General features: G+C 65.4%; 22 protein-coding genes. 7 read left to right on the top strand and 15 right to left on the bottom strand.

Translation table 11 applies throughout. The features are described 5' to 3' along the window. Positions 1 to 11: 11 nt before the first annotated feature. The 5 genes from ACT17R_RS12110 to ACT17R_RS12090 are packed head-to-tail and all read right to left on the bottom strand — an operon-like array spanning position 12 to position 5,013. Positions 12 to 1,280 carry a pilus assembly protein CpaE gene (locus ACT17R_RS12110; protein ID WP_186403072.1) on the bottom strand — a complete coding sequence of 423 codons (1,269 nt, stop codon included), beginning with the start codon at positions 1,278 to 1,280 and terminating at the stop codon, positions 12 to 14. Continuing rightward, positions 1,277 to 1,924: a CpaD family pilus assembly protein gene (locus ACT17R_RS12105; RefSeq protein WP_234180184.1), complete on the bottom strand. Its 648-nt coding sequence runs from the start codon at positions 1,922 to 1,924 to the stop codon at positions 1,277 to 1,279. Before ACT17R_RS12105 ends, ACT17R_RS12110 begins: the two co-directional genes overlap by 4 nt. A 23-nt stretch (positions 1,925 to 1,947) precedes the next feature. Then, the gene (locus ACT17R_RS12100) at positions 1,948 to 3,453 is read right to left on the bottom strand and encodes a type II and III secretion system protein family protein (RefSeq protein ID WP_217373290.1); all 1,506 of its coding nucleotides are present in this window, start codon (positions 3,451 to 3,453) and stop codon (positions 1,948 to 1,950) included. A 1-nt stretch (position 3,454) separates the two neighbouring features. Beyond that, complete coding sequence (gene cpaB / locus ACT17R_RS12095; RefSeq protein WP_062902234.1) at positions 3,455 to 4,477, bottom strand: Flp pilus assembly protein CpaB; 1,023 nt, start codon at positions 4,475 to 4,477, stop codon at positions 3,455 to 3,457. Positions 4,478 to 4,524: 47 nt separating this feature from the next. Continuing rightward, a complete protein-coding gene (locus ACT17R_RS12090; RefSeq protein WP_186403069.1) occupies positions 4,525 to 5,013 on the bottom strand; it encodes an A24 family peptidase in 489 nt (162 codons plus the stop codon). A 94-nt stretch (positions 5,014 to 5,107) separates the two neighbouring features. On the opposite strand from ACT17R_RS12090, the gene ACT17R_RS12085 reads away from it, so the two are divergent. Continuing rightward, the gene (locus tag ACT17R_RS12085) at positions 5,108 to 6,247 is read left to right on the top strand and encodes an NAD(P)/FAD-dependent oxidoreductase (protein WP_444809513.1); all 1,140 of its coding nucleotides are present in this window, start codon (positions 5,108 to 5,110) and stop codon (positions 6,245 to 6,247) included. A gap of 84 nt (positions 6,248 to 6,331) precedes the next feature. Next, entirely contained in the window at positions 6,332 to 6,508 is a 177-nt protein-coding gene (locus ACT17R_RS12080; RefSeq protein WP_082657463.1) for a YegP family protein, read from the top strand. Between the two features lie 54 nt (positions 6,509 to 6,562). On the opposite strand, the gene dcd is transcribed toward ACT17R_RS12080, so the two are convergent. Further along, positions 6,563 to 7,117, bottom strand: a complete 555-nt coding sequence (dcd, locus tag ACT17R_RS12075) for a dCTP deaminase (RefSeq protein WP_444809512.1) — start codon at positions 7,115 to 7,117, stop codon at positions 6,563 to 6,565. A gap of 44 nt (positions 7,118 to 7,161) precedes the next feature. Between dcd and ACT17R_RS12070 the strand changes: the two genes are divergently transcribed. Next, positions 7,162 to 7,521 carry a hypothetical protein gene (locus ACT17R_RS12070; RefSeq protein WP_444809511.1) on the top strand — a complete coding sequence of 120 codons (360 nt, stop codon included), beginning with the start codon at positions 7,162 to 7,164 and terminating at the stop codon, positions 7,519 to 7,521. Here the strand turns inward: ACT17R_RS12070 and ACT17R_RS12065 are convergent. The 3 genes from ACT17R_RS12065 to ACT17R_RS12055 are packed head-to-tail and all read right to left on the bottom strand — an operon-like array spanning position 7,514 to position 9,215. Further along, entirely contained in the window at positions 7,514 to 7,960 is a 447-nt protein-coding gene (locus tag ACT17R_RS12065) for a cytidine deaminase (RefSeq protein ID WP_444809510.1), read from the bottom strand. The genes ACT17R_RS12070 and ACT17R_RS12065 overlap by 8 nt on opposite strands. After that, entirely contained in the window at positions 7,957 to 8,715 is a 759-nt protein-coding gene (locus ACT17R_RS12060) for a glycoside hydrolase family 25 protein (protein ID WP_217373295.1), read from the bottom strand. Before ACT17R_RS12060 ends, ACT17R_RS12065 begins: the two co-directional genes overlap by 4 nt. Before the next feature lie 2 nt (positions 8,716 to 8,717). Beyond that, positions 8,718 to 9,215, bottom strand: a complete 498-nt coding sequence (locus ACT17R_RS12055) for a UPF0262 family protein (RefSeq protein WP_003044535.1) — start codon at positions 9,213 to 9,215, stop codon at positions 8,718 to 8,720. A 128-nt stretch (positions 9,216 to 9,343) separates the two neighbouring features. Between ACT17R_RS12055 and ACT17R_RS12050 the strand changes: the two genes are divergently transcribed. Then, positions 9,344 to 10,855, top strand: coding sequence for a replicative DNA helicase (locus ACT17R_RS12050; RefSeq protein WP_217373296.1), 1,512 nt, complete (start codon positions 9,344 to 9,346; stop codon positions 10,853 to 10,855). A gap of 125 nt (positions 10,856 to 10,980) precedes the next feature. On the opposite strand, the gene ACT17R_RS12045 is transcribed toward ACT17R_RS12050, so the two are convergent. The 6 genes from ACT17R_RS12045 to astD form a co-directional block, all read right to left on the bottom strand. Beyond that, on the bottom strand, positions 10,981 to 11,766 hold the full coding sequence (locus ACT17R_RS12045) for a phosphoadenylyl-sulfate reductase (RefSeq protein WP_444809509.1): 786 nt from the start codon (positions 11,764 to 11,766) through the stop codon (positions 10,981 to 10,983). Then, positions 11,759 to 12,205 (bottom strand): DUF934 domain-containing protein, encoded by a 447-nt coding sequence (locus ACT17R_RS12040; RefSeq protein WP_217373298.1) that lies wholly within the window; start codon positions 12,203 to 12,205, stop codon positions 11,759 to 11,761. The genes ACT17R_RS12045 and ACT17R_RS12040 overlap by 8 nt, the downstream gene beginning before the upstream one ends. Continuing rightward, entirely contained in the window at positions 12,198 to 13,829 is a 1,632-nt protein-coding gene (locus ACT17R_RS12035) for a nitrite/sulfite reductase (protein WP_217373299.1), read from the bottom strand. Before ACT17R_RS12035 ends, ACT17R_RS12040 begins: the two co-directional genes overlap by 8 nt. Position 13,830: 1 nt before the next feature. Then, on the bottom strand, positions 13,831 to 14,127 hold the full coding sequence (locus ACT17R_RS12030) for a DUF2849 domain-containing protein (RefSeq protein ID WP_217373300.1): 297 nt from the start codon (positions 14,125 to 14,127) through the stop codon (positions 13,831 to 13,833). After that, positions 14,124 to 14,912, bottom strand: a complete 789-nt coding sequence (gene cobA, locus ACT17R_RS12025) for a uroporphyrinogen-III C-methyltransferase (RefSeq protein WP_444809508.1) — start codon at positions 14,910 to 14,912, stop codon at positions 14,124 to 14,126. Before cobA ends, ACT17R_RS12030 begins: the two co-directional genes overlap by 4 nt. Before the next feature lie 86 nt (positions 14,913 to 14,998). After that, positions 14,999 to 16,444, bottom strand: a complete 1,446-nt coding sequence (gene astD, locus ACT17R_RS12020) for a succinylglutamate-semialdehyde dehydrogenase (RefSeq protein ID WP_217373302.1) — start codon at positions 16,442 to 16,444, stop codon at positions 14,999 to 15,001. 229 nt (positions 16,445 to 16,673) lie between these two features. Between astD and ACT17R_RS12015 the strand changes: the two genes are divergently transcribed. The 3 genes from ACT17R_RS12015 (at position 16,674) to ACT17R_RS12005 (ending at position 20,252) form a co-directional block, all read left to right on the top strand. Further along, positions 16,674 to 17,564: an alpha/beta fold hydrolase gene (locus tag ACT17R_RS12015; protein WP_444809507.1), complete on the top strand. Its 891-nt coding sequence runs from the start codon at positions 16,674 to 16,676 to the stop codon at positions 17,562 to 17,564. Further along, positions 17,561 to 18,763 carry a glycosyltransferase family 4 protein gene (locus ACT17R_RS12010; RefSeq protein ID WP_217373304.1) on the top strand — a complete coding sequence of 401 codons (1,203 nt, stop codon included), beginning with the start codon at positions 17,561 to 17,563 and terminating at the stop codon, positions 18,761 to 18,763. The genes ACT17R_RS12015 and ACT17R_RS12010 overlap by 4 nt, the downstream gene beginning before the upstream one ends. Positions 18,764 to 18,848: 85 nt before the next feature. Beyond that, positions 18,849 to 20,252, top strand: a complete 1,404-nt coding sequence (locus ACT17R_RS12005) for an NAD(P)H-dependent flavin oxidoreductase (RefSeq protein WP_234180205.1) — start codon at positions 18,849 to 18,851, stop codon at positions 20,250 to 20,252. The last annotated feature ends 35 nt before the right edge of the window (positions 20,253 to 20,287 follow it).

The following is a 20,287-nucleotide window of genomic DNA, read 5'->3' as shown; positions in this document are numbered from 1 at the left end:
CCGTCACGTGCTTATTTCGCGCCTTTTTTGACGAGCGTACCCAGACCGCCCAGCTTGCCGAGCAGCGAGCCGCCCGATTTTGCTTTCGCCGGTGCCACCTCTTCGGCTTCGGCATCGGCCCCGTCGAGGACGACGCGCGTCAGATTGGCCCAGACCTGGCCGGCCTTGGTTCCCTTGCACACCTCGGCATAGGATTTGCCGAGCTTGGCCGCCTGCGCGACAAGCTTGGGGTCGAAGGGGACCACGATATCGATCGCGCGCTCGATCGACGATTCGAACTCCTTGCGCGACAATTCGCCGATCGTGGTCTGGAACTTGTTCGCGACGAGCACGACGCGCGCGCCCGGCACATTCTGCTTGAACCACGACAGGAGACGGATCGTATCGCGCGCCGAAGCCAGCGTGACGTCCGTGACGAGCAGGATCGTCCCGCATTCCGACACCAGGTGCGGGAAGGGGATGAGAACCTGACGCGGAATATCGACGATCGTCATCTCGAACGCGTTCCGCAGCTCTTCCTCGAGCTGATAGAAGGCCGAACCGTCGGTCATCACCGGCTGGTGGATCGGCGCTTCGGCCGACAGCAGGCTGAGCTTGTCCGAGGCGCGCACCATGGCGCGTTCGATGAACAGCCCGTCGATACGGCTGGGATTGTCGATCGCGTCGATCAGCCCGCGGCCGGGTTCGAGATCGAGCGTCAGCGCACCGGTGCCGAAATGCACGTCGAGGTCGAGCAGCGCGGTCTGGCGGTCGGCCTGTTCGCTGATCGCCCAGGCGAGCGAGGTCGACACCATCGAGGCGCCGACGCCGCCGCGCACGCCGACGACCGCCATCATGTGGTGCGGCTTGTCGTCATGCATGTCGGCATGCTTGGGGGCCGAAAGGATCGCCTGCGCATTGGTCAGCGCGTCGCGGACCTGATCGAGCGACAGCGGTTTCAGGAGGTAATCCTGAATGCCGCTCGACAAGAGATCGCGATAGAGGCGAACGTCGTTGACCTGGCCCGCCGCGATGACGACGGTGCCGGGTTCGCAGACCTCTGCCAGCGCGTTGATGTCGTTGATCGGATCGCCCGACTCGGACATGTCGACGAACAGGATGTTCGGGCTCGCCGAGACCGACAGCGACTGCACCGCGTTGCGCAGGCCGCCCTTGTTGCACTTCTCGATGGGCCAGCCCATGTCGGCGGCGGCGACGCGGATCAGCTCCAGCGTATCGTCGTCGCACACAAAGGCGTTGAACGGGTCACGCAGCCCGGCTGCTTTGAAAGGCGCGTTCACTGGCTTCCTCCGCTGTTGCTGGTCGCCTGTCCGCGCAGGTCGCCTGCGCCCGTCGGCGGTTTGTCGCGATAGGTCTTGATCGCTCGGGTGGCGGTCGTCGGATCATTGTCGCGCTCGCTGGTGCCCTTGATCAGATCGTTGGGATCGGCGACCATCGCGGCCAGATTGCTGTTCGTCGCGCAGCCATAGTTGGCCGAGGTCGCGTTGTTGACGTTGATCGCCGAACGGCTCGACCAGTTGGGGCAGCTCGGCACCGAGGCCGAAGCGCGCGTCACGATCACGCGAACATAGCCCGGCGCGACCGCGCCCGTCGTCACCGGTACATCGCCGCTGAGCAGCAGGCCGCGGCGTTCGACCATCTCGCGGATCGTTTCCTTCGCGCCGATGCTGCCATAGGCCGACGGGTCTTCGATCGCGATGCGGTCGCCGTAGCGGACGTTCATGGCATCGAGCCAGCCCTGCAGACGGCCTTGCTCGCTGGGGGCGAGGTCACCGCCTGCCGCCGCGACGTCGAACTGGTAGATATCGTTGCGCACGACCGGCTGATGTACCGATTCAAGGCTGCGATTGCTGTTCGCGGCGCCTGCGCAGCCGGCGAGAGTGGTTGCCAGCGCCAGGACGGTCCAAGTTGCGATTTTCTTCATCACGTTGCTCCTGTTTGCCAGCATCACTTCTTGAGGTTGAAGCCGGGCGCCGCATCGGGCGAGCCCGCGCGCGGCCGGTCGGCATCGTTCACCGACGTGTCGAGGCGCGGTTTGGGACGATCGCCGCCCGTCACGCCATCGGTCTGCTGATTGAGCAGCAGGCGCTGAAGGTCGCTTGCGTCCTGATAGCCATCGGTCGGCAGCTTGATCTCGTTCGCCGACACCGGCTTGACGAGATAGGGTGTGACCACGATCACCAGTTCGGTTTCGCCGCGGCGGAAGCTGTCCGATTTGAACAGCATGCCCAGGATCGGCACGTCGCCGAGGCCCGGCACCTTGTCGATGGCGCCGATCGAACGGTTGTTCATCAGGCCCGCGATCATGAAGCTTTCGCCCGAACCGAGTTCGACCGTCGTTTCGGCGCGGCGGATGGTCAGCGCGGGGATCTGGAAGCCGTCCATTTCGATCGCGCCTTCGGTCGACAGTTCCGACACTTCCGGACGGACGCGCAGGCTGATGCGGCCGTTCGACAGCACCGTCGGCGTATAGGCCAGGCTGACGCCATATTTGCGATATTCGATCGTCGTGCCGGCGAAGTTGCCGGGGATCGGGATCGGGAATTCGCCGCCCGCCAGGAAGTCGGCGGTTTCACCCGAAATCGCCGTGAGGTTCGGCTGTGCCAGCGTCACGACCATGCCCGAGCGTTCGCCGAGATCCAGCGAAGCCATCAGGTCCATGCCGAACAGACGGCCGGCGGCCCCAAAGCTGTTGGTGCCCGTGGGAACATTGAAATTATAGGCGGTCGTGCCAGGCGCAACCGGCGGTTCGCCTTCGCCGGGATATAGGATCGAGCCCGGCGAGCGACCGCGCACGATGCTGCCGAGGAAGCCGTTGCCCATCGCCCCGTCGCGATCGCGCGACAGCACGTTGCCGCTGATTTCCTTGACGAGCGTGCGGTTCACTTCGGCGATGCGGACCTGCAGGTTGACCTGCAGCGGCGTCGCGGTGCGCAGGCGCGAAAGCACCTTCGTCTGTTCACCGACAAACGCCTGGACGAGGCGTTCGGCCTCGGCCGCATCGTCGGGCGACTGGACGGTGCCGGTCAGCAGGACGAAGCCGTTCATCGTGTTCGACTGGATCTTCGCGTCAGGCATTGCGAGCGCGAGCATCTGGTCGATCGTTTCGATATTGTTGCCGACGCGGGCGACCGTCGAATAGACAACGCGGCCGTTGCCGTCGGTCGCATAGATGCTCGTTTCACCCGGCGCCTTGCCGAAGATGTAGAGCTGGCGCGCCGAGCGGACCTGAACGTCGGCAACCTGGTCGTTGGCGACGAAGACGTCCGACATGGCGGCCGGCAGGCTGACCAGGCGGCCGCGGCCGACCGACAGGTCGATGCTGCTGCTGGCGTTCTGAATGGCCTGCGCAACGGCTTGCTGCGCGGGGGCGGAGATCAGCGTCGCTGCAACCAGGCCGACGGCCAGGGTGCGGGCGAGGGCCGCCGCCTTGAAATTGGCTTTGCTGTGCATCTTACTTACCCCCAACCGGAACTGCGGTCACTTTATCGCCACGGGTCACGCGGACCACCGGGCCGATCGGCACGGCGGCGGCCTGCGGGCTGCCGGCTGCGATCGGCATGCCGGCGGGCGGACGCGGCGCCGAGACCCGGCCGCTGACCGGAATCCAGAAGCGCGAGACGTCGCCGCCCGTGGTAGCGGTGCGCGACGGGGTCGGACGACCGGCGGCATCGGCCATCATCCGGCGCTCGGCCGCGCTGCCGCCCTTGGTCGGCACGTTCACGTCGCCCGACGCGATCGCCGCTTCGAGTTCGCCGGTGTTTTCGGCGAGCGGACGCAGCGCGAGCGAGAGCTTGCCCATATTTTCGGCGACCGCGATGCGTTCGGCGATGTCGGGCGTTGCTTCCAGCGTCACCGAGCCGAAGGTGCGCACCGGCGTCTTGCCGGTTTCGTCTTCGGCGTCGTAGCGCTGGTCGGTGGCAAGGACGCGGACGTTCCGCACGATGGTTTCGGCGGTGTAGAGCTGGTCGTCGGGATAGGAACTGCCTTCCTTGACCGCGATCGTCTGCGCGAGCAGCACGTCGACGCGGTCGCCCGGGAAGACGAAGCCGGCAACGCCCTGTTCCTGCGAAACCTTGACCGTGACGGCGCGCATGCCCGGTGCGAGAGCGGCGGCGAGGAAGCCGCGGTCATCGGGATGGACGAGCGAACCCTGGGTCAGCGGCTGGCCGGCGGTGATCGGGTAGCGCACGACGGTGCCCACCAGCGTATTCACGTCGGTCTTGTCCTTCAGGAAGTAGGCCTTCTCGACCAACTCCTTCGGCCACGGCTGATAGCGGAAGCTGTCGGGGCCGATGATGGTGCCCGTCGGCAGCTGCCGCGTCGCGACGAGGATCATGGGGCCGTTGATTTCGGGCGCCGCTGCTGCGCGCGCCGTCGGTGCGGAGGAACCCCGCATCATCTGGTTGACCCCGAACGCCGCGCCGATCGCAATGATCAACGCGCCGACGATCAGCATAATCTTTCGCGTATCCATGACGGTTTTTCGCCTCCTACACCCACCGGACGCGGGGATGCTTGCCCTCAGGTCGATCCGATAAACTGAAACTGGTTAAGATAGTGTTGGTGAAGCGCCCAAAGGCCCCCGACGGCGATCGCAAGCCCGTAGGGAACCTCTATCGCTTTGTCCGTAGGACGAATTTTGGACTGAATCAGCATCACAGCCGACAGGATTCCGCCCCCGATCGCCATGATGGTCAGCATGGGAAAGTACAAATAAAGTGGAATCCAGAGCATCACGGCGCCGATCATCTTCACATCACCGCCGCCCATCGCTCCCAGAGCGAAGAGACCGGCGAACACCGCGAAGACAGCAAAAGCGGCGCCGAACTGCATCGGCATGTCGGGCCAGAATGCCATGCCCGACACGATCCAGAAGGGGATAGCGAAGAGGGCGATGGTCGCATTGAGGCCGTTCGAGATGGTGCGCGAGCGCAGGTCGCTGACCGCCGCGGCGATCATCAACAAGGCGAGCAGCGCCATCAGGCCCAATGCGATGATTTTCTGGTCCATCCCGCCGCTGTAGCGACTATGGCTTATCAAATAGTAACCATGAGCGTGCGCCCGCCGGGTTGCATTCCGCGGGCCAGCGGATATGCGGCGTCGCATGTCCGACCCGCGCCCATCCTCCACCGACGTGCTGATCGTCGGCGCGGGCATAGCCGGTGCAAGCCTGGCCGCCGCGCTGGCGCCGCACCGCCGCGTGCTGATGGTCGAGGCCGAGGAGGTGCCCGGCTATCATGCGACAGGCCGGTCGGCGGCCTTCTGGCACGAAAGCTATGGCGGCCCCGGCGTGCAACCGCTGTCCGCCGCGTCGTTCGAGGCGCTGGCGCGGCCCGCCCCCGATTTTTCCGACAAGCCTTTCCTGACGCCGCGCACCGCGCTGACCATCGGTCGCGGCGGTGCGGAGACCGCGGCGGTCGATGCCTTCGTCGCCGAATTTCGCGCCAAGGGGGTGGCGGTCGACCGCATGGGGGTCGACGCGATGGCGGGGCTGGTGCCCGGTCTGCGACCCGAATGGACCGCCGCCGCCTATGAAGCGGCGTGCAGCGACATCGACGTCGGTGCGTTGCACGCGGCCTATCTGCGCGCGGCGAAGCGCGGCGGCGCGGTGCTGGCGCCGCGCGCGCGCTTCGATGGGGCGCGCCGGGTCGCCGGCGGCTGGGAGGTGAGCGTCGGAGGCGAAACGCTGCGCGCCGAGCTGATCGTCGATGCGGCGGGGGCGTGGGCCGATATGGTCGCTGCGCGCTGCGGGATCGCGCCGGTCGGCATCCAGCCCTATCGGCGGACGGTGGCGCAGCTTCGCCTGGGCGTGCCCATCACCGCTGACTTGCCGCTGATCGTCCACGTCGGCGGCGACTTTTATTTCAAGGGCGCCGGAGAGGGGCGTGTCTGGCTGAGCCCGCACGACGAGACGCCGTCCGAGCCGTGCGATGCCGCGCCCGAGGAGTGGGACGTAGCGGTCGCGATCGAACGGATGCAGTCGGTGGTCGACTGGCCCGTCGCCGCGGTCGAGCGCAAATGGGCCGGGCTGCGCAGCTTCGCCCCCGATCGCCTGCCGGTCTTCGGCGCCGACCCGGCGGAGCCCGCTTTCGTCTGGTGCGCGGGGCAGGGCGGTTTCGGCATCCAGACGTCGCCCGCGATCGGCGCGCTGCTCGCCGCACAGCTTGGCGCGCCGGCGCCGGGCGGAGCGATCGGCGCGGTGGATGCCGCCGCCTATGCGTCGGGCCGGTTCGGCGCGCGCTGATACTCGGCGCTTGCGCGCGCAAATCAGGGGTTTAGGATGCGGGAGCCGCGTCGCCCGTGGCGCGGCTGACCAGTGGAGGTACCCGTGGCCCATTATTTCGAGATCAAGAAGAACAAGGCTGGCGAGTTCGTCGCCTATTTCAAATATAACAGCGAAACGATCTTCTGGACCGAAGGCTATAGCAGCAAGGCATCGGCGAAGAACGCCATCGAGTCGATCAAGAAGAACGGCCCTGCCGCGGAAACTCGCGAAGCCGAATGATCCCGGCGGCGCGGGCGCACGGTGCGCCCGCGCCAGCTGCTACGCTCGAGCGATCTACAGCTTGGGCAGCGTCACGCCCTGTTGCCCCATATATTTGCCGGCGCGGTCGGCGTAGCTCGTCTCGCACGGCTCGTTCCCCTGCAGGAACAGGAACTGGCAGGCGCCTTCGTTGGCATAGATTTTGGCGGGCAGCGGGGTGGTGTTGGAAAACTCCAGCGTCACATGGCCCTCCCAACCGGGTTCGAGCGGAGTGACGTTGACGATGATGCCGCAGCGCGCATAGGTCGATTTGCCAAGGCAGATGACGAGGATGTCGCGGGGGATGCGGAAATATTCGACCGTCCGGGCGAGCGCGAAGCTGTTAGGTGGAATGATGCAAACATCGGTTTCGCGGTCGACGAAGCTGTTCGCGGCAAAATCCTTGGGATCGACGACCGCGCTGTCGACATTGGTGAAAATCTTGAATTCGGGCGCGACGCGCGCGTCATAACCGTAGGAGGACAGGCCGTAGCTGATGCAGCCGTCACGCCGCTGCGCCTCCACGAAGGGTTCGATCATGCCCTGCGTCCGGGCGGCTTCGCGAATCCATTTGTCGGAAAGAATTGCCATGGCTAAGCCTCTAATCATTTCCTGCATGCATTGGGAAGATGGCTATGCCGATCCAATCCAAAGGTATTCCTGCATTGAGTGCAATGGTCCGTCAAAATGGGGCCGATCGGGCTCAGGCCATTCTGCATTTGTTTCTGTCCAGCGCGGGCTTTGAGATGGAATTTGTCGAAAACGACACAGGAAAGACCGAGGCAAAGTTTAAGCGAGATGGTGCTTGGCCATATGCTTTCATTGTCAACAGGGATAATCTCTTGTTTTATCTGAGAGATGTGACGGCGGGTGTTGTACCCAATCCGCCGTCTGTTCCTGTGGAGCAAGGCAAAAGTAAGGAGAGGTTGGTCAGGATCGCAACACTCCATGAAGCCGAACAGCTTACCGGTTTTCTTGCTCCGTTTATCAAATGAGCCCCAGATCCTTCGGCCCGAAGGCGGCGGGGAGCAGTTCGCTCAGGCGATAGGTGGCGACCGCGCTGCCGTCGCCCGAAGCGCAGTGGACGAGGATATCGGTTTTCGACCGTTCGGCGGCTTCGTTCAATATCTGGCGGCAGCGGCCGCAGGGGTTTACCGGATCGCTGCCGATCAGTGCATCGCCCTCGGGACGCCCGCCGATGATGGCGACCTCGGCGAGTTCGCCGATCCAGCCTTCGTTGGCGATCTTGGCGATGGCGGACGTTTCGGCGCAGAGCGTCAGACCGTAGCTCGCGTTTTCGACATTGGCACCGGTCACGACATCGCCGTTTTTCAGCAGCAGCGCAGCGCCGACATGAAAGCCCGAATAGGGGGCGTAGGCGCGGCTCGCGGCATCGCGCGCGGCATCAATCAGGGCGTCGCGGGTGTCGGTCATTGTTCCTGTCCTTCGGGTCGCAACACGTTCCAGCCCACCGTTCCGCCGGCGCCGGTCAGCCGGACATAGTCGTTCGCCTGCCACATCGCCCAAGGGTGGGCGCCATATTCGGGTTCGAAAAAGTCGCGGCGCAGCCAGGTGGTGCGCGCAATTCCAGCGGTGACGCGATAATCGGCCTCGAAGGCGGGGCCGGGCGCGATCACGCTGCGCTTGCCCGTATGCGCCTCGATCTGCGCGAGGAAGGTCGCGAGTTCGCTGAGCAGCAGCGCGCGCGTCGGCCGGTCGGGGCAGCGGTCGTCATAGTCGAGCCATACCACCGGCGGCAGCGCATCGGCGCGGCGCGCGACGTGGCGGATGAAATTGGCCGCCTGGTCGGTTGCCAGCTTGCACAGGCTGTAGCGATGGATCGCGCCGACCTGCACCCCGACGACGCGCGCCTGCGCGGCGTTGCGGGCATATTGCGGATCGATGCCGTCTGCGCCGTCGGTCGCCATGACATAGGCGAAATCGGCGCCCGCCGCCTTGATCGAGCCCCAATGGACCTTGCCATTGTCGGCGGAAATGGTGACGCCCTGAATCGGATAGAGCGCGCGGTCGGGCGTCCAGCGCGCCGCCCACCACAGTGCGAGACCGGCGAGCAGCAGGACAAGGACGAACCCGCCGCCGATCCGGCGCGCCAGCCGGGCGGCGCGTGCCCGCCAGTCGGACAGGCCTTTCGTTGCGGTTTTGCCCTTCGTTTTTGCCCCCGCGCGCATCGTCATCCCTTGATGTGAAGGACGCAGATCAGCGTGAAGAGACGGCGCGCGGTGTCGAAATCGACCGCGATCTTGCCGTCGAGCCGGTCCATCAGCATTTCGGCGGCCTCGTTGTGCAGCGCGCGGCGCGCCATGTCGACAGTCTCGATCTGCTGCGCGGTCGAGGTCTTGATCGCCTGATAATAGCTGTCGCAGATCGCGAAATAGTCGCGGATCGGACGGCGGAAGCGCCCGAGGCCCAGGATTACCGCTTCGAGCGGCGAGCCGTCCTCGCGGCTGATCTCGAAGATCAGGCGGCCGTCCTCGACGCGGAGCATCAGGCGATACGGGCCGGCATAGCCATCGGGGTGGCCGCGCTGCGGCACGAACTTGTTGTCCTCGATCAGGTCGAAGATTGCGACGCGCCGCTCCTGTTCGACATCGGGGTTGCGCCAGACGATCGAACCCTCGTCGAGCTCTACCGAGATGATGCGCTGTTTCGATGGGTCGGCGTCGGTCATGCTGTCCGTGCTTCTACTTGGCCGGGCGCGAAGGGCAAGGGCGACTTATTCACAGCATTCCACAGTTATGATAGGTTGATCGGTATCGTCGATTGCGCTGTGCCCTCCTTCGACGCATGAAAGCTGTTATGCCCGAGCTTGCCCTTTTTCCTGCCCCGGTCCCGACCGGGAACGAACGCCAATTGCCCCGCAATATCGAGGCTGAGGCCGCCTTTCTGGGCGCGATCCTGATCGACAACCGAGTCGTCGAGGATCTGCCGGTGCAATTGACCGCGGCGCATTTCTTCGAACCGCTGCACGGCCGCATCTATGGGCAGGCAATGGCGCTGATCGAGCGCAACAGCATCGCGACGCCGGTTACGCTGAAGCCCTTTTTCGAAAATGACGAGGCTATGAAGGCCGTCGGCGGGGTCGGCTATCTGGCGCAGCTGACCGGCAGCGGCGCGGGCCTCATCGGCGCGCGCGACTTCGCGCGGCAGATTTTCGACCTGGCGCTGCTGCGCGAATTGGTCGGCGTCGGGCGCGGATTGGTCGAGGGGGCGCTCGACACCAGCGAAAGCGTCGACCCGCATGCGCAGATCGAGGAAGCCGAAACCGCGCTTTACCGGGTCGCGGGCGGCGAGGCCGAAATGGGGTCGGTCAAGAGCTTCAGCACCGCGAGCCTCACCGCCTTGCAGGCCGCCGAGCGCGCGCTCAATTCGGGCGGTCACCTGTCGGGGATCACCACCGGCATTTCGAGCGTCAACGCCAAGATCGGCGGCATGCACAATTCGGACCTGATGATCCTCGCCGGGCGTCCGGGGATGGGCAAGACCTCGCTCGCGACCAACATCGCCTATAACGCCGCCGAACGCTGGCGACGCGACGAGGAGGACGGGATTCCGCCCGAAAAGAATATGGGCGCCAAGGTCGCCTTCTTCAGCCTCGAAATGTCCGCCGACCAGCTCGCGACGCGCGTGCTGGCCGAACAGTCGGGTGTATCGGGCGAAGCGCTGCGCATGGGCAAGATCAGCAAGGAGCAGTTCCAGCAATTGTCGCGCGCCGCGCAGGCGCTGCAAACGCTGCCGCTGTTCATCGACGACACGCCTGGCCTGACGATCGCCAGCCTGCGCACCCGCGCGCGCCGCCTGCAGCGCCGCCACGGCATCGGTTTCATCGTCGTCGACTATTTGCAGCTGCTGCAGGGCTCGTCGAAGAGCGGCGACAATCGCGTGCAGGAAATTTCGGAAATTTCCCGCGGATTGAAGACCTTGGCGAAGGAGCTTCACGTTCCGGTAATGGCGCTGTCGCAGCTCAGCCGTCAGGTCGAAAGCCGCGAAGACAAACGGCCGCAGCTCTCCGACCTTCGCGAATCGGGCTCGATCGAGCAGGACGCCGATATGGTGCTCTTTGTGTTCCGCGAGGATTACTATGTCGCGGCGCGCGAGCCCAAGCGCCCGGTCGAGGGCGACGACATCAAGATTCACGCGGCGCATGAGGAATGGGCCGCCGAAATGGAACGTGTCTTCGGCCTCGCCGAACTGATCGTCGCCAAGTCGCGTCACGGCTCGACCGGCAAGGTGCGCCTCCACTTCGACGCCAAGACGACGAAATTCCAGGATCTGGCGGACGAGAGCATGGCCTATGCGGATTATGAGTAGATAGCCGCGCCCTGTGCCCCTGCGAAGGCAGGGGCCCATCACGAGGTCTTGCAATCAAAAGCCTGCGTCTGACGAAGAGGCAGGAGATGGGCCCCCTGCCTTCGCAGGGGCACGCGGGTCTGTTCTCAGAACGCCGGATCGTTCGCCGGATTGTCGTCGATCGGCGTCACGGCTTCGTGGATGCCGCATTCGGTCTTGTCCCAGCCGCGCCAGCGGCCCGCGCGCGGATCTTCGCCCGGTTTGACCTTCGAAGTGCAGGGCGAGCAGCCGATCGAGGGATAGCCCTCGGCCTCGAGCGGATGGCGCGGCAAGTCGTGCTCGGCGAAATAATTGTCGAGCATTTCGCGCGTCCAGTTGGCGAGCGGGTTGAATTTCAGGCGGCCGGTGTTGCCGTCGAGCTCGAAGCGCGGCAGGCCGGTGCGCGTCGACGATTGGAAGCCCTTCCGGCCAGTGATCGACGTGTCGAAATCGGCGAGCGCCTTTTCGAGCGGTTTGACCTTGCGGATTTCGCAGCAGCCGTCGGGATCATACGACCAGCGCAGTTCGGTCGCGTCCTTTTCGGTGAGTTCGGCGGCATCGGGCGAGAGATTGACGAGATTGAGGCCGAGCCGCGCGGCAAGTTCGTCGCGATAGGCCAGCGTTTCGGGAAAGTGCTTGCCCGTGTCGAGGAACAGCACCGGCATGTCGGGCGCGACGCGCGTCACGAGATGGAGCAGCACCGCACTTTCGGCACCGAAGCTCGACACGATCGCAGTGTCGCCGATCAGCCCCGCGCCGATCACGCTTGCAACCGCCTCGCCCGCGTCCTGGCCGCGGAACAGGTTGTTGAGACGGATGACATCGGCCTGCGTGAAACGCGGCGCGACGTCGATCCGGTCGCGGGTGCGGGGTTCAGCCTTCACCTCAGCCATGCCGCAGCTTCCAGATCGGCACGGCGCCGTCGGCTGCTCCCTGATAATGTTCGGGCCAGCGGGTCAGCGCCGCCTCGACATCGGCATTGTTGAGCGGCTTTTCGGGCGCGAAACTGTCGAAGCCGCAGCGCTTCATATAAGCGATTTGATCGACCAGCACGTCGCCCTGCGCGCGCAACTCGCCGGTATAGCCCGCCTCGCGCAGGATGCGCGCCGACGAATAGCCGCGGCCGTCGCGGAACTTCGGGAATGCAATTTCGATCAGCGTCAACCGGTCGAGGTGCGGGATCAGCGCACGCGCATCCTCGTCGGGTTCGAGCCGCACCGCGGTCGCGTTCGATTGCGACAGGAAGGCGTCGAGCGTGACGCAGGGCTCTTCGCCGTCGGTGTGCCACCCTTCCGCTTGCGGAAGGGACTGATTATCGGCGCGTTCAACCATAGATCGCCTCCTTGAAGGGGGCCATGCCGACCCGGCGGAAGGTGTCGACGAAACGTTCGCCCTCGCTCCGTTCGGCCAGATATTTGTCGGTGACGCGCTCGATCGCATCGACGATGCCATCCTCGTCGAAGCCGGGGCCCGTGATCGTGCCGAGGCTGACGTCCTCCGCGCCCGATCCTCCGAGCAAAAGCTGGTAGTTTTCGGTGCCCTTGCGGTCGACGCCGAGGATGCCGATGTGGCCGGCGTGGTGGTGCCCGCAGGCGTTGATGCAGCCCGAAATCTTGAGCTTGAGTTCGCCCAGTTCCTTCTGGCGGCCAAGGTCCGAGAAGCGCGCCGCGATCTTCTGCGCGACCGGGATCGAGCGCGCATTGGCGAGGCTGCAATAGTCAAGGCCGGGGCAGGCGATGATGTCGCTGATCAGGTCGAGGTTCGGCGTCGCGAGTCCCGCTGCGTCGAGCTTTTGCCAGATCGCGTAGAGATCGGCCTTGCGAACGTGCGGCAGCACGATGTTCTGCGCGTGGGTGACGCGCAGTTCGTCGTGGCTGTAGGCTTCGGCGAGGTCGGCCATCAGGTCGATCTGCGCCGAGCTGGCGTCGCCCGGGATGCCGCCGACGGGCTTCAGGCTGATGTTCACGATCGCATGGCCAGCCACCTTGTGCGCGGCGACATTCTGGTCGACCCAGACCGCGAAGTCCGGGTCACTGCGGTCGATTTCGTCGGGCGCCGATGCATCGAGCGCAGGCGGCGCGAACTGCTTGGCGATGCGATCGAACTCGGCCTTCGGCGGATCGATGCCCAGCGACTTTACATGCGCGAATTCTTCCTCGACCTGACGACGATATTCGTCGGCGCCAAGCTCGTGGATCAGGATCTTGATACGCGCCTTGTAGATATTGTCGCGGCGGCCGTAGCGGTTGTAGACGCGCAGGCACGCCTCGGCATAGCTCAGCATGTCCTCGAGCGGCACGAAATCCTTGATCAGCGGCGCGATCATCGGCGTGCGGCCCATGCCGCCACCGACGTAGAATGCGGCGCCGTGGACGCCGTCCCGCTCGACGATCTGGATACCGATGTCGTGCAGCCGCATTGCGGCGCGATCTTCCTCGGCCGCGATGACGGCGATCTTGAACTTGCGCGGCAGATAGCTGAATTCGGGGTGGAAGCTCGACCATTGGCGCAGCAGCTCGGCCCACGGACGCGGATCGGTGATCTCGTCGGCGGCGGCACCGGCCCACTGGTCCGAGCTGATGTTGCGGATGCAGTTGCCGCTCGTCTGGATCGCATGCATCTCGACCGACGCGAGATCGGCGAGGATCGCGGGCGCGTCCTCCAGCTTGATCCAGTTATACTGAATATTCTGGCGGGTGGTGAAATGGCCGTAATCACGGTCATATTTGCGCGCGATATGCGCGAGCATCCGCATCTGGCGGCTGTCGAGCGTCCCGTAAGGCACCGCAACGCGCAGCATATAGGCGTGGAGCTGGAGATAGAGGCCGTTCATCAGGCGCAGCGGCTTGAACTGGTCCTCGGTGATCTCGCCGGCAAGGCGGCGTTTCACCTGATCCGAAAATTCGGCAACGCGGGCATCGACCATCGCTTGGTCATATTGGTCATATTTATACATGTCAGATCACCCAGTCGCCGGCATTGGGATCGGCGGGTTTCAGCGTCAGGTCGGGGCGCACGGTGGGGCCGAGCGCGCGGATTCGGTCCTTGATATGCGCGGGGCGCGGACCTTCGGGCGTCGCTTCGCCCGCGATGATATAGGGCGCGTTGACACGGCGCGCGCCTTCCTCGGCAGCGAGGATTGCCTCCCCATGCTCGCCGACATCGACGGCGTCTTCGATATGGAGCGACCAGTCGGCGCCGGTCCACCAGGTGACAAATCCCGTTTTCAGGTCGTTGCCGGTGAGCAATTTCATGTGAAGTCCCTTATCTGTTCGGCGATCCCCGGCGCGCCGAGGCAATCGAGCGCATCGGCGCGCGCCGCGACCATGCCCACGACGATCAGCGCCGGGCTTTGCACCGCCTCACGCGCTACAAGGTCGCCAAGGTCGGTGAGGAGGGTGCGCACAACGCGCGCATCGGCGGTCGTGCCGCGTTCGATCACCGCGACGGGCAGGCCCGGTGAAACGCCGTCGGCGATCAGCTTGTCGGCAATCGCATGCGCGGTCGCGAGGCCCATGTAGATGACGAGGGTGCGGCCGTGGCCGGCAAGCCCCGACCAGTCCTGATCGGAGAGATCCTTGCACTGGCCCGCAACGAAGCTGACCGCGCTCGCATCCTCGCGGTGGGTGAGGGGGAGGCCCGCCTGCGCGGCGCAGCCCGCCGCGGCGGTGATGCCGGGAACGACCTCGACTGCGATGCCCGCCGTGCGCGCGGCGTCAAGCTCTTCGCCGCCGCGGCCGAAAATGAAGGGATCGCCGCCCTTCAGCCGAACGACCTGCTTGCCGCTCTGCGTCTCGCGGACGATCAGCGCGTTGATCAGGTCCTGCTTCATCGTGTGGCGGCTGCGCTGCTTGGCAACGCTAATCCGTTCGACATGCGGCGGGATCAGCGCGAGCACGCCCGCCCCGACCAGCCCGTCATGAACGACAAGGTCGGCGCTTGCCAGCAGTCGAGCGGCGCGCAGCGTCAGCAATTCGGGATCGCCCGGCCCGGCGCCGACGAGCCACAGCTTGCCCGCCAAAGAAGGTTGCTTTTCCATGCCATCCTAATTGGTCGAGGGGCGCCGGAATCGCAAAGCAGGCTTTGTTGGCGAGGGTGAAGCTAAAATTGCCTCCGACTTGGCGGTCAGAGATATTTCTTCGTCACCAGCTTCGGCGTGTCGTCATCGCGCAGGCCGACCCCGATCGAGGCGCGCAGCGCATCGCTTTCGGAACTGGCAACCGGATAGGCGCAATAGTCGGCGGCGTAAAAAGCGCTCGGCCGATGGTTGCCCGACAGGCCGACGCCGCCAAAGGGCGCGGCCGACGAGGCGCCGTTGGTCGGCCGGTTCCAGTTGATGACGCCGGCGCGGGCATTGGCCCAGAACTGGTCGTAGAGCTGGGGCGTCCCGCCGATCAGCGCCGCCGAGAGGCCAAAGGCGGTGTTGTTCGCCTCGGCAATGGCGGCTTCGAAACTGTCGACGCGGATCACCTGGAGCAGCGGTCCGAACAGTTCGATATCGGGGCGTTCGGGCATCGCGGTGACGTCGATGATGCCGGGGGTGAGGAAGGGGCGGTTTGCATCGGGCCGCGTCATGTGGCGGATCACCTGGCCGCCGTTTGACATCAGGATCAGAAAGCTTTCGGTCAGGCCGTCGGCGGCCTCGTTATCGATTACCGGCCCCATATAGGGCGCAGGGTCGGCGTGGGGATGACCGACGATCAGCCGTCCCGAGAGCGTCTTGACCTCGGCGAGCAGTTGGTCGGCCAGATCCTGTTTGACGATCAGCCGCCGGGCATTGCTGCACCGCTGGCCCGCGCTCAGGAAGGCGGACTGGACAACGATCGTTGCCGCGGTCGCGATGTCGGCGGTGTCCCAGACGACGATCGGATTGTTGCCACCCATTTCGAGCGCGACGATCTTCCCCGGCTGTTCGGCGAACTGGCGGTTGATCGCGACCCCGGTGCGCGCCGACCCGGTGAACAGCAATCCGTCGATGCCGGGATGCGCGGCCAGCGCCTTGCCCGCGTCGGGTCCGCCGATGACGAGCCGCACGACTTCTTCGGGAACGCCGGCGCCGTGGAGCAGTTCGACAAGTCGCGCGCCAACCGCAGGGGTTTTTTCCGACGGTTTGAACAGCACCGAATTGCCGGCGATCAACGCCGGCACGATATGGCCGTTCGGCAGATGCGCAGGGAAATTATAGGGGCCAAGGACGGCAAGCGCGCCATGCGGCTTGTGGCGCACCGCGTTGCGCAGCCCCATCGCGCCTTCGATCCGGCGGTTGGGGGTGCGTTCGGCATAGGCCTTGATCGAGATATCGACCTTGTTCGCGACCGATTCGACCTCGGTCCGGGCTTCCCACAAGGGTTTGCCGGTCTCGCGCGCAATCAGATCGGCGAGCTGTTCGCCATCGGCCTTCACCCGGTCGGCAAAGCGGCGCAGCGTTTCGGTGCGGAAGGTGACGGGCTTCGCGGCCCAGGCGGGCCAGGCGGCGCGCGCGGTTGCAACTTCGGCGTCGATGTCACTGATACGGCCGCGCCATAATTCGGCGCCGGTTGCCGGCTCGAAGGACAGAAGGTCTTCGCTCATCCCCGTTCCCCCGTCGATTTGGGCGCGCAAAGGCGCCAGTGCGCTCGATCATTGGGGGGCGGCAAAAGCATTGTCGCCCTCTTATCTGCGAAAGCGTACGGCGGCAACCGCGATAGGCCCCGCAACAGCGAAAGCGGGCCGATTGTCACGGGCGCGACAGGGTGACTTGCACCGGCGCGCGCGGTTCGCGATAGAGGCGGATAGTATCGGCTTAAGGGGACGGGCAATTTTGGCGCGACAGGATGCACAGCGCGAATGGAGCGATCATTTTTGGTGGTCGGCCGACGGCGTTCGCCTGCACGCGCGCATCTATGACGGACCCCCGACCGCGGCGGAGGCGCCGCCGATCCTGTGTATGCCCGGCTTGGCGCGCAACGCCCGCGATTTCGAGGCGCTGGCACCGCATATAGCGGCGCAGCGGCGCGTGATTGTGATCGAGTTCCGCGGGCGAGGCGAGAGCGCCTATGCCAAGGATCCGATGACCTATGTCCCGCTGACCTATGTCCAGGATGTCGTCGCGTTGATCGACGAGCTGGCGATCGCGCGCTTCGCGACGGTCGGCACGTCGCTCGGCGGGCTGGTGTCGATGTTCCTTGCCGCCAGCCTGCCGGGTCGTCTCGTCGGCGCCGTACTCAACGACGTCGGCCCTGAACTCGAGGTGGCAGGGCTCGATCGCATCCGCGACTATATCGGAGCCGGCGGCAGCCAGCCGACGTGGATGCACGCGGCGCGCGCCTATGCCGAGCTCAACGCCGCGGTTTATCCGGACTATGACATTCACGACTGGCTGCGCATTACCAAGCGCACCCACCGGCTGACCCCCGAAGGACGCATAGTCACCGATTACGACAAGCAGATTGCGGCGCCGCTGCGCCTTGCCGGCGATCAAGAGGGTATCGACCTGTGGCCCGCCTATCGCGCGCTCGGCGATGCACCGGTGCTGATCCTGCGCGGCGCGCTGTCGGACATTCTCGCTGGAACGGCTGCCGCAAAAATGCAGGCCACGCTGCCCCATGCGACGCTGGTCGAGGTTCCGGGCGTCGGTCATGCGCCGACGATGGACGAGCCCGCGGCGCGCGCGGCGATCGACGCCTGGATCGCGGCGCTTCCCGCCGCGTGACCGAAGTCGGCGCGATCGAGGAGCGGGAGCATCCGGTGCGCATCCTTCACCTTCACTCGAGCTTTTCGCTCGGCGGCAAGGAGGCGCGGTCGGTTCGCCTGATGAACCTGATGGGCGACCGGGCGCAGCACACGATCCTGTCGGCGGTCCCCGATGCGCTCGGCGCGCGCGATGCGATCGATCCGGGGATCGACGTCAGCTTTCCAACCGATGCGCCGCCGCTCGCCGGGCGGCCGTCGCTGGCGCGTTTCCGCGATCTTGCGACCTATATCTACCGCTTCGACCTGGCGCTCAGCTATAATTGGGGCGCGATGGACGGGGTGATGGCGCACCGGCTCTACTGGCATCGCTGGTGGTATCAGATGCCGCCATGCCTGATTCATCACGAGGATGGGTTCAACGAGGACGAAAGCGTCCGGCGCAACTGGAAGCGCAACCTCTATCGCCGCTATGCGCTGCGTACTGCCGCGGGCGTCGTCGTTCCCTCGACACTGCTCGCCGGGATCGCGGCGGACGAGTGGAAACTGCCGCCCGATCGCATCCATCTGATCCGCAACGGGATCGACGTTGCCGCCTATGCCGCCGCGCCATCGGTGCCGATCCCGGGCTTCGTCCGCAGGCCGGGCGAGGTGGTGATCGGGACGGTGGCGGGGCTGCGCAAGGTCAAGGATCTGCCCCGCCTCGTGCGTGCGCTTGCGGCGCTGCCGCCGCATGTGCGGCTGGTAATCGTCGGGGAGGGGCCAGAGCGCGCTGCGATCGCCGACGAGGCGGCGGCGTGCGGCATGACCGACCGGCTGGTGCTTGCGGGGTTCATGCCCGAACCGGCGCGCTGGATCGGTCATTTCGACCTGCTCGCGCTCTCGTCGCGTGGCGAACAGGCACCGATTGCGGTGATCGAGGCGATGGCGGCGGGCCTGCCCGTCGTCAGCCCGGCGGTCGGCGATGTGACGGCGATGGTGGGCGAAGCGAACCGCCCGTTCATCGCGGCGGATGAGGCGGGTTTTCGCGCCGCGCTGGCGCGTCTCACGGGCGATGCGGCGTTGCGCGCAGCGGTCGGTGCGGAGAATCGGCGCGTTGCCGCCGAGCGCTTCACTGAATCCGGGATGGTCGCGGGCTATCAAAGCCTCTATGCTCGTGCGATGGAAGGTTATGACGTTTTTACGGGGCGTTTCCTGGGTTTCGACCCCGCCTTCGATTGACAAAGGCGGCCAGGTTCCGCTTACGGAAACGGCAAATGGGGGCTGGCGCGCGGCTGCGCAGCCGGCGGAGAGAAAGAGGTTTATAGTGTTCAAAGGTTTGAAGCCCATCCTTTACGGCGGACGCGAAGTCTGGCCGCTGGTCGAGGGCGGGAAGGGCGTGTCGGCGACCAACCATATGTCGAGCGGCGCCTGGGCCGCGGCCGGCGGGATCGGCACCGTTTCGGCGGTCAACGCCGACAGCTACGACGCCGAAGGCAAGATTGTACCGCAGGTCTATCGCGCCGCAACGCGCCGCGAACGGCACGAAGAACTGGTCCGCTACGCCATCGACGGCGCGGTCGAACAGGTGAAGCGCGCCTATGATCTCGCCAGCGGCAAGGGCGCGATCAACATCAACGTCCTGTGGGAAATGGGCGGAGCGCAGCAGGTATTGGAAGGCGTGCTCGAACGCACCAAGGGGCTGATCACCGGCGTCACCTGCGGCGCGGGGATGCCGTACAAGCTCAGCGAGATCGCGGCGCGGCACAATGTTCATTATCTGCCGATCATCTCGTCGGCGCGCGCGTTTCGCGCGCTCTGGAAGCGCGCCTATCACAAGGTCGCGCATCTCATGGCGGCGGTCGTCTACGAAGATCCGTGGCTCGCCGGCGGGCACAACGGCCTGTCGAACGCCGAAGACCCGCTCAAGCCCGAAGATCCCTATCCGCGCGTCAAGGCGCTGCGCGACACGATGCGCGCCGAGGGGATTTCGGACGAGGTGCCGATTGTGATGGCGGGCGGCGTCTGGTATCTGCGCGACTGGAACCACTGGATCGACAATCCCGAATTGGGCTCGATCGCCTTTCAATATGGCACGCGGCCGCTGCTGACGCAGGAAAGCCCGATCCCGCAGGCGTGGAAGGACCGGCTGCGCACGCTCGACGAGGGCGATGTGCTGCTCCACCGCTTCTCGCCCACCGGCTTTTATTCGAGCGCGGTGCGCAATCCTTTCCTGCGCGATCTCGAAGCGCGGTCGGAGCGGCAGATTCCCTATTCGAAGCAAGAAGCGGGCGACCATGTCGCGCAACTCGATGTCGGCGTGAAGGGCCGCAATTTCTGGGTGACCCCCCACGACCGCGACCGCGCGCGCGACTGGGTGGCCGAAGGCTATACCACGGCGCTCAAGACGCCCGACAATACGGTCGTCTTCGTCACCGAAGAGGACAAGGCCGTGATCCGCAAGGATCAGGCCGATTGCATGGGCTGCCTGTCGCACTGCGGCTTTTCGGCGTGGAAGGACCATGACGATTATTCGACCGGTTACCTCGCCGATCCGCGCAGCTTCTGCATCCAGAAAACGCTGCAGGACATCGCGCACGGCGGCGACGTCGACCAGAATCTGATGTTCGCGGGCCACGCCGCGTTCAACTTCAAGACCGATCCCTTTTATTCCAACAACTTCACCCCGACGGTAAAGGAACTGGTCGACCGGATTCTGACGGGGGATTGATGGACCCCGTCGCCCCCGCGCAGGCGGGAGGCGAC

Origin of the sequence: Sphingopyxis sp. Q841 (assembly GCF_052384365.1) — a bacterium.
Taxonomy (GTDB): Bacteria; Pseudomonadota; Alphaproteobacteria; order Sphingomonadales; family Sphingomonadaceae; genus Sphingopyxis; species Sphingopyxis terrae_A.
This window is presented reverse-complemented; position numbering and strand designations above follow the sequence as displayed.

Bases quoted from the DNA above. Each gene is read 5' to 3' on its own strand.
- ACT17R_RS12105 (WP_234180184.1), bottom strand. From the start codon at position 1,924: ATGAAGAAAATCGCAACTTGGACCGTCCTGGCGCTGGCAACCACTCTC.
- ACT17R_RS12100 (WP_217373290.1), bottom strand. From the start codon at position 3,453: ATGCACAGCAAAGCCAATTTCAAGGCGGCGGCCCTCGCCCGCACCCTG.
- cpaB (WP_062902234.1), bottom strand. From the start codon at position 4,477: ATGGATACGCGAAAGATTATGCTGATCGTCGGCGCGTTGATCATTGCG.
- ACT17R_RS12090 (WP_186403069.1), bottom strand. From the start codon at position 5,013: ATGGACCAGAAAATCATCGCATTGGGCCTGATGGCGCTGCTCGCCTTG.
- ACT17R_RS12085 (WP_444809513.1), top strand. From the start codon at position 5,108: ATGTCCGACCCGCGCCCATCCTCCACCGACGTGCTGATCGTCGGCGCG.
- dcd (WP_444809512.1), bottom strand. From the start codon at position 7,117: ATGGCAATTCTTTCCGACAAATGGATTCGCGAAGCCGCCCGGACGCAG.
- ACT17R_RS12070 (WP_444809511.1), top strand. From the start codon at position 7,162: ATGCCGATCCAATCCAAAGGTATTCCTGCATTGAGTGCAATGGTCCGT.
- ACT17R_RS12065 (WP_444809510.1), bottom strand. From the start codon at position 7,960: ATGACCGACACCCGCGACGCCCTGATTGATGCCGCGCGCGATGCCGCG.
- ACT17R_RS12060 (WP_217373295.1), bottom strand. From the start codon at position 8,715: ATGCGCGCGGGGGCAAAAACGAAGGGCAAAACCGCAACGAAAGGCCTG.
- ACT17R_RS12055 (WP_003044535.1), bottom strand. From the start codon at position 9,215: ATGACCGACGCCGACCCATCGAAACAGCGCATCATCTCGGTAGAGCTC.
- ACT17R_RS12050 (WP_217373296.1), top strand. From the start codon at position 9,344: ATGCCCGAGCTTGCCCTTTTTCCTGCCCCGGTCCCGACCGGGAACGAA.
- ACT17R_RS12045 (WP_444809509.1), bottom strand. From the start codon at position 11,766: ATGGCTGAGGTGAAGGCTGAACCCCGCACCCGCGACCGGATCGACGTC.
- ACT17R_RS12040 (WP_217373298.1), bottom strand. From the start codon at position 12,205: ATGGTTGAACGCGCCGATAATCAGTCCCTTCCGCAAGCGGAAGGGTGG.
- ACT17R_RS12035 (WP_217373299.1), bottom strand. From the start codon at position 13,829: ATGTATAAATATGACCAATATGACCAAGCGATGGTCGATGCCCGCGTT.
- ACT17R_RS12030 (WP_217373300.1), bottom strand. From the start codon at position 14,127: ATGAAATTGCTCACCGGCAACGACCTGAAAACGGGATTTGTCACCTGG.
- cobA (WP_444809508.1), bottom strand. From the start codon at position 14,912: ATGGAAAAGCAACCTTCTTTGGCGGGCAAGCTGTGGCTCGTCGGCGCC.
- astD (WP_217373302.1), bottom strand. From the start codon at position 16,444: ATGAGCGAAGACCTTCTGTCCTTCGAGCCGGCAACCGGCGCCGAATTA.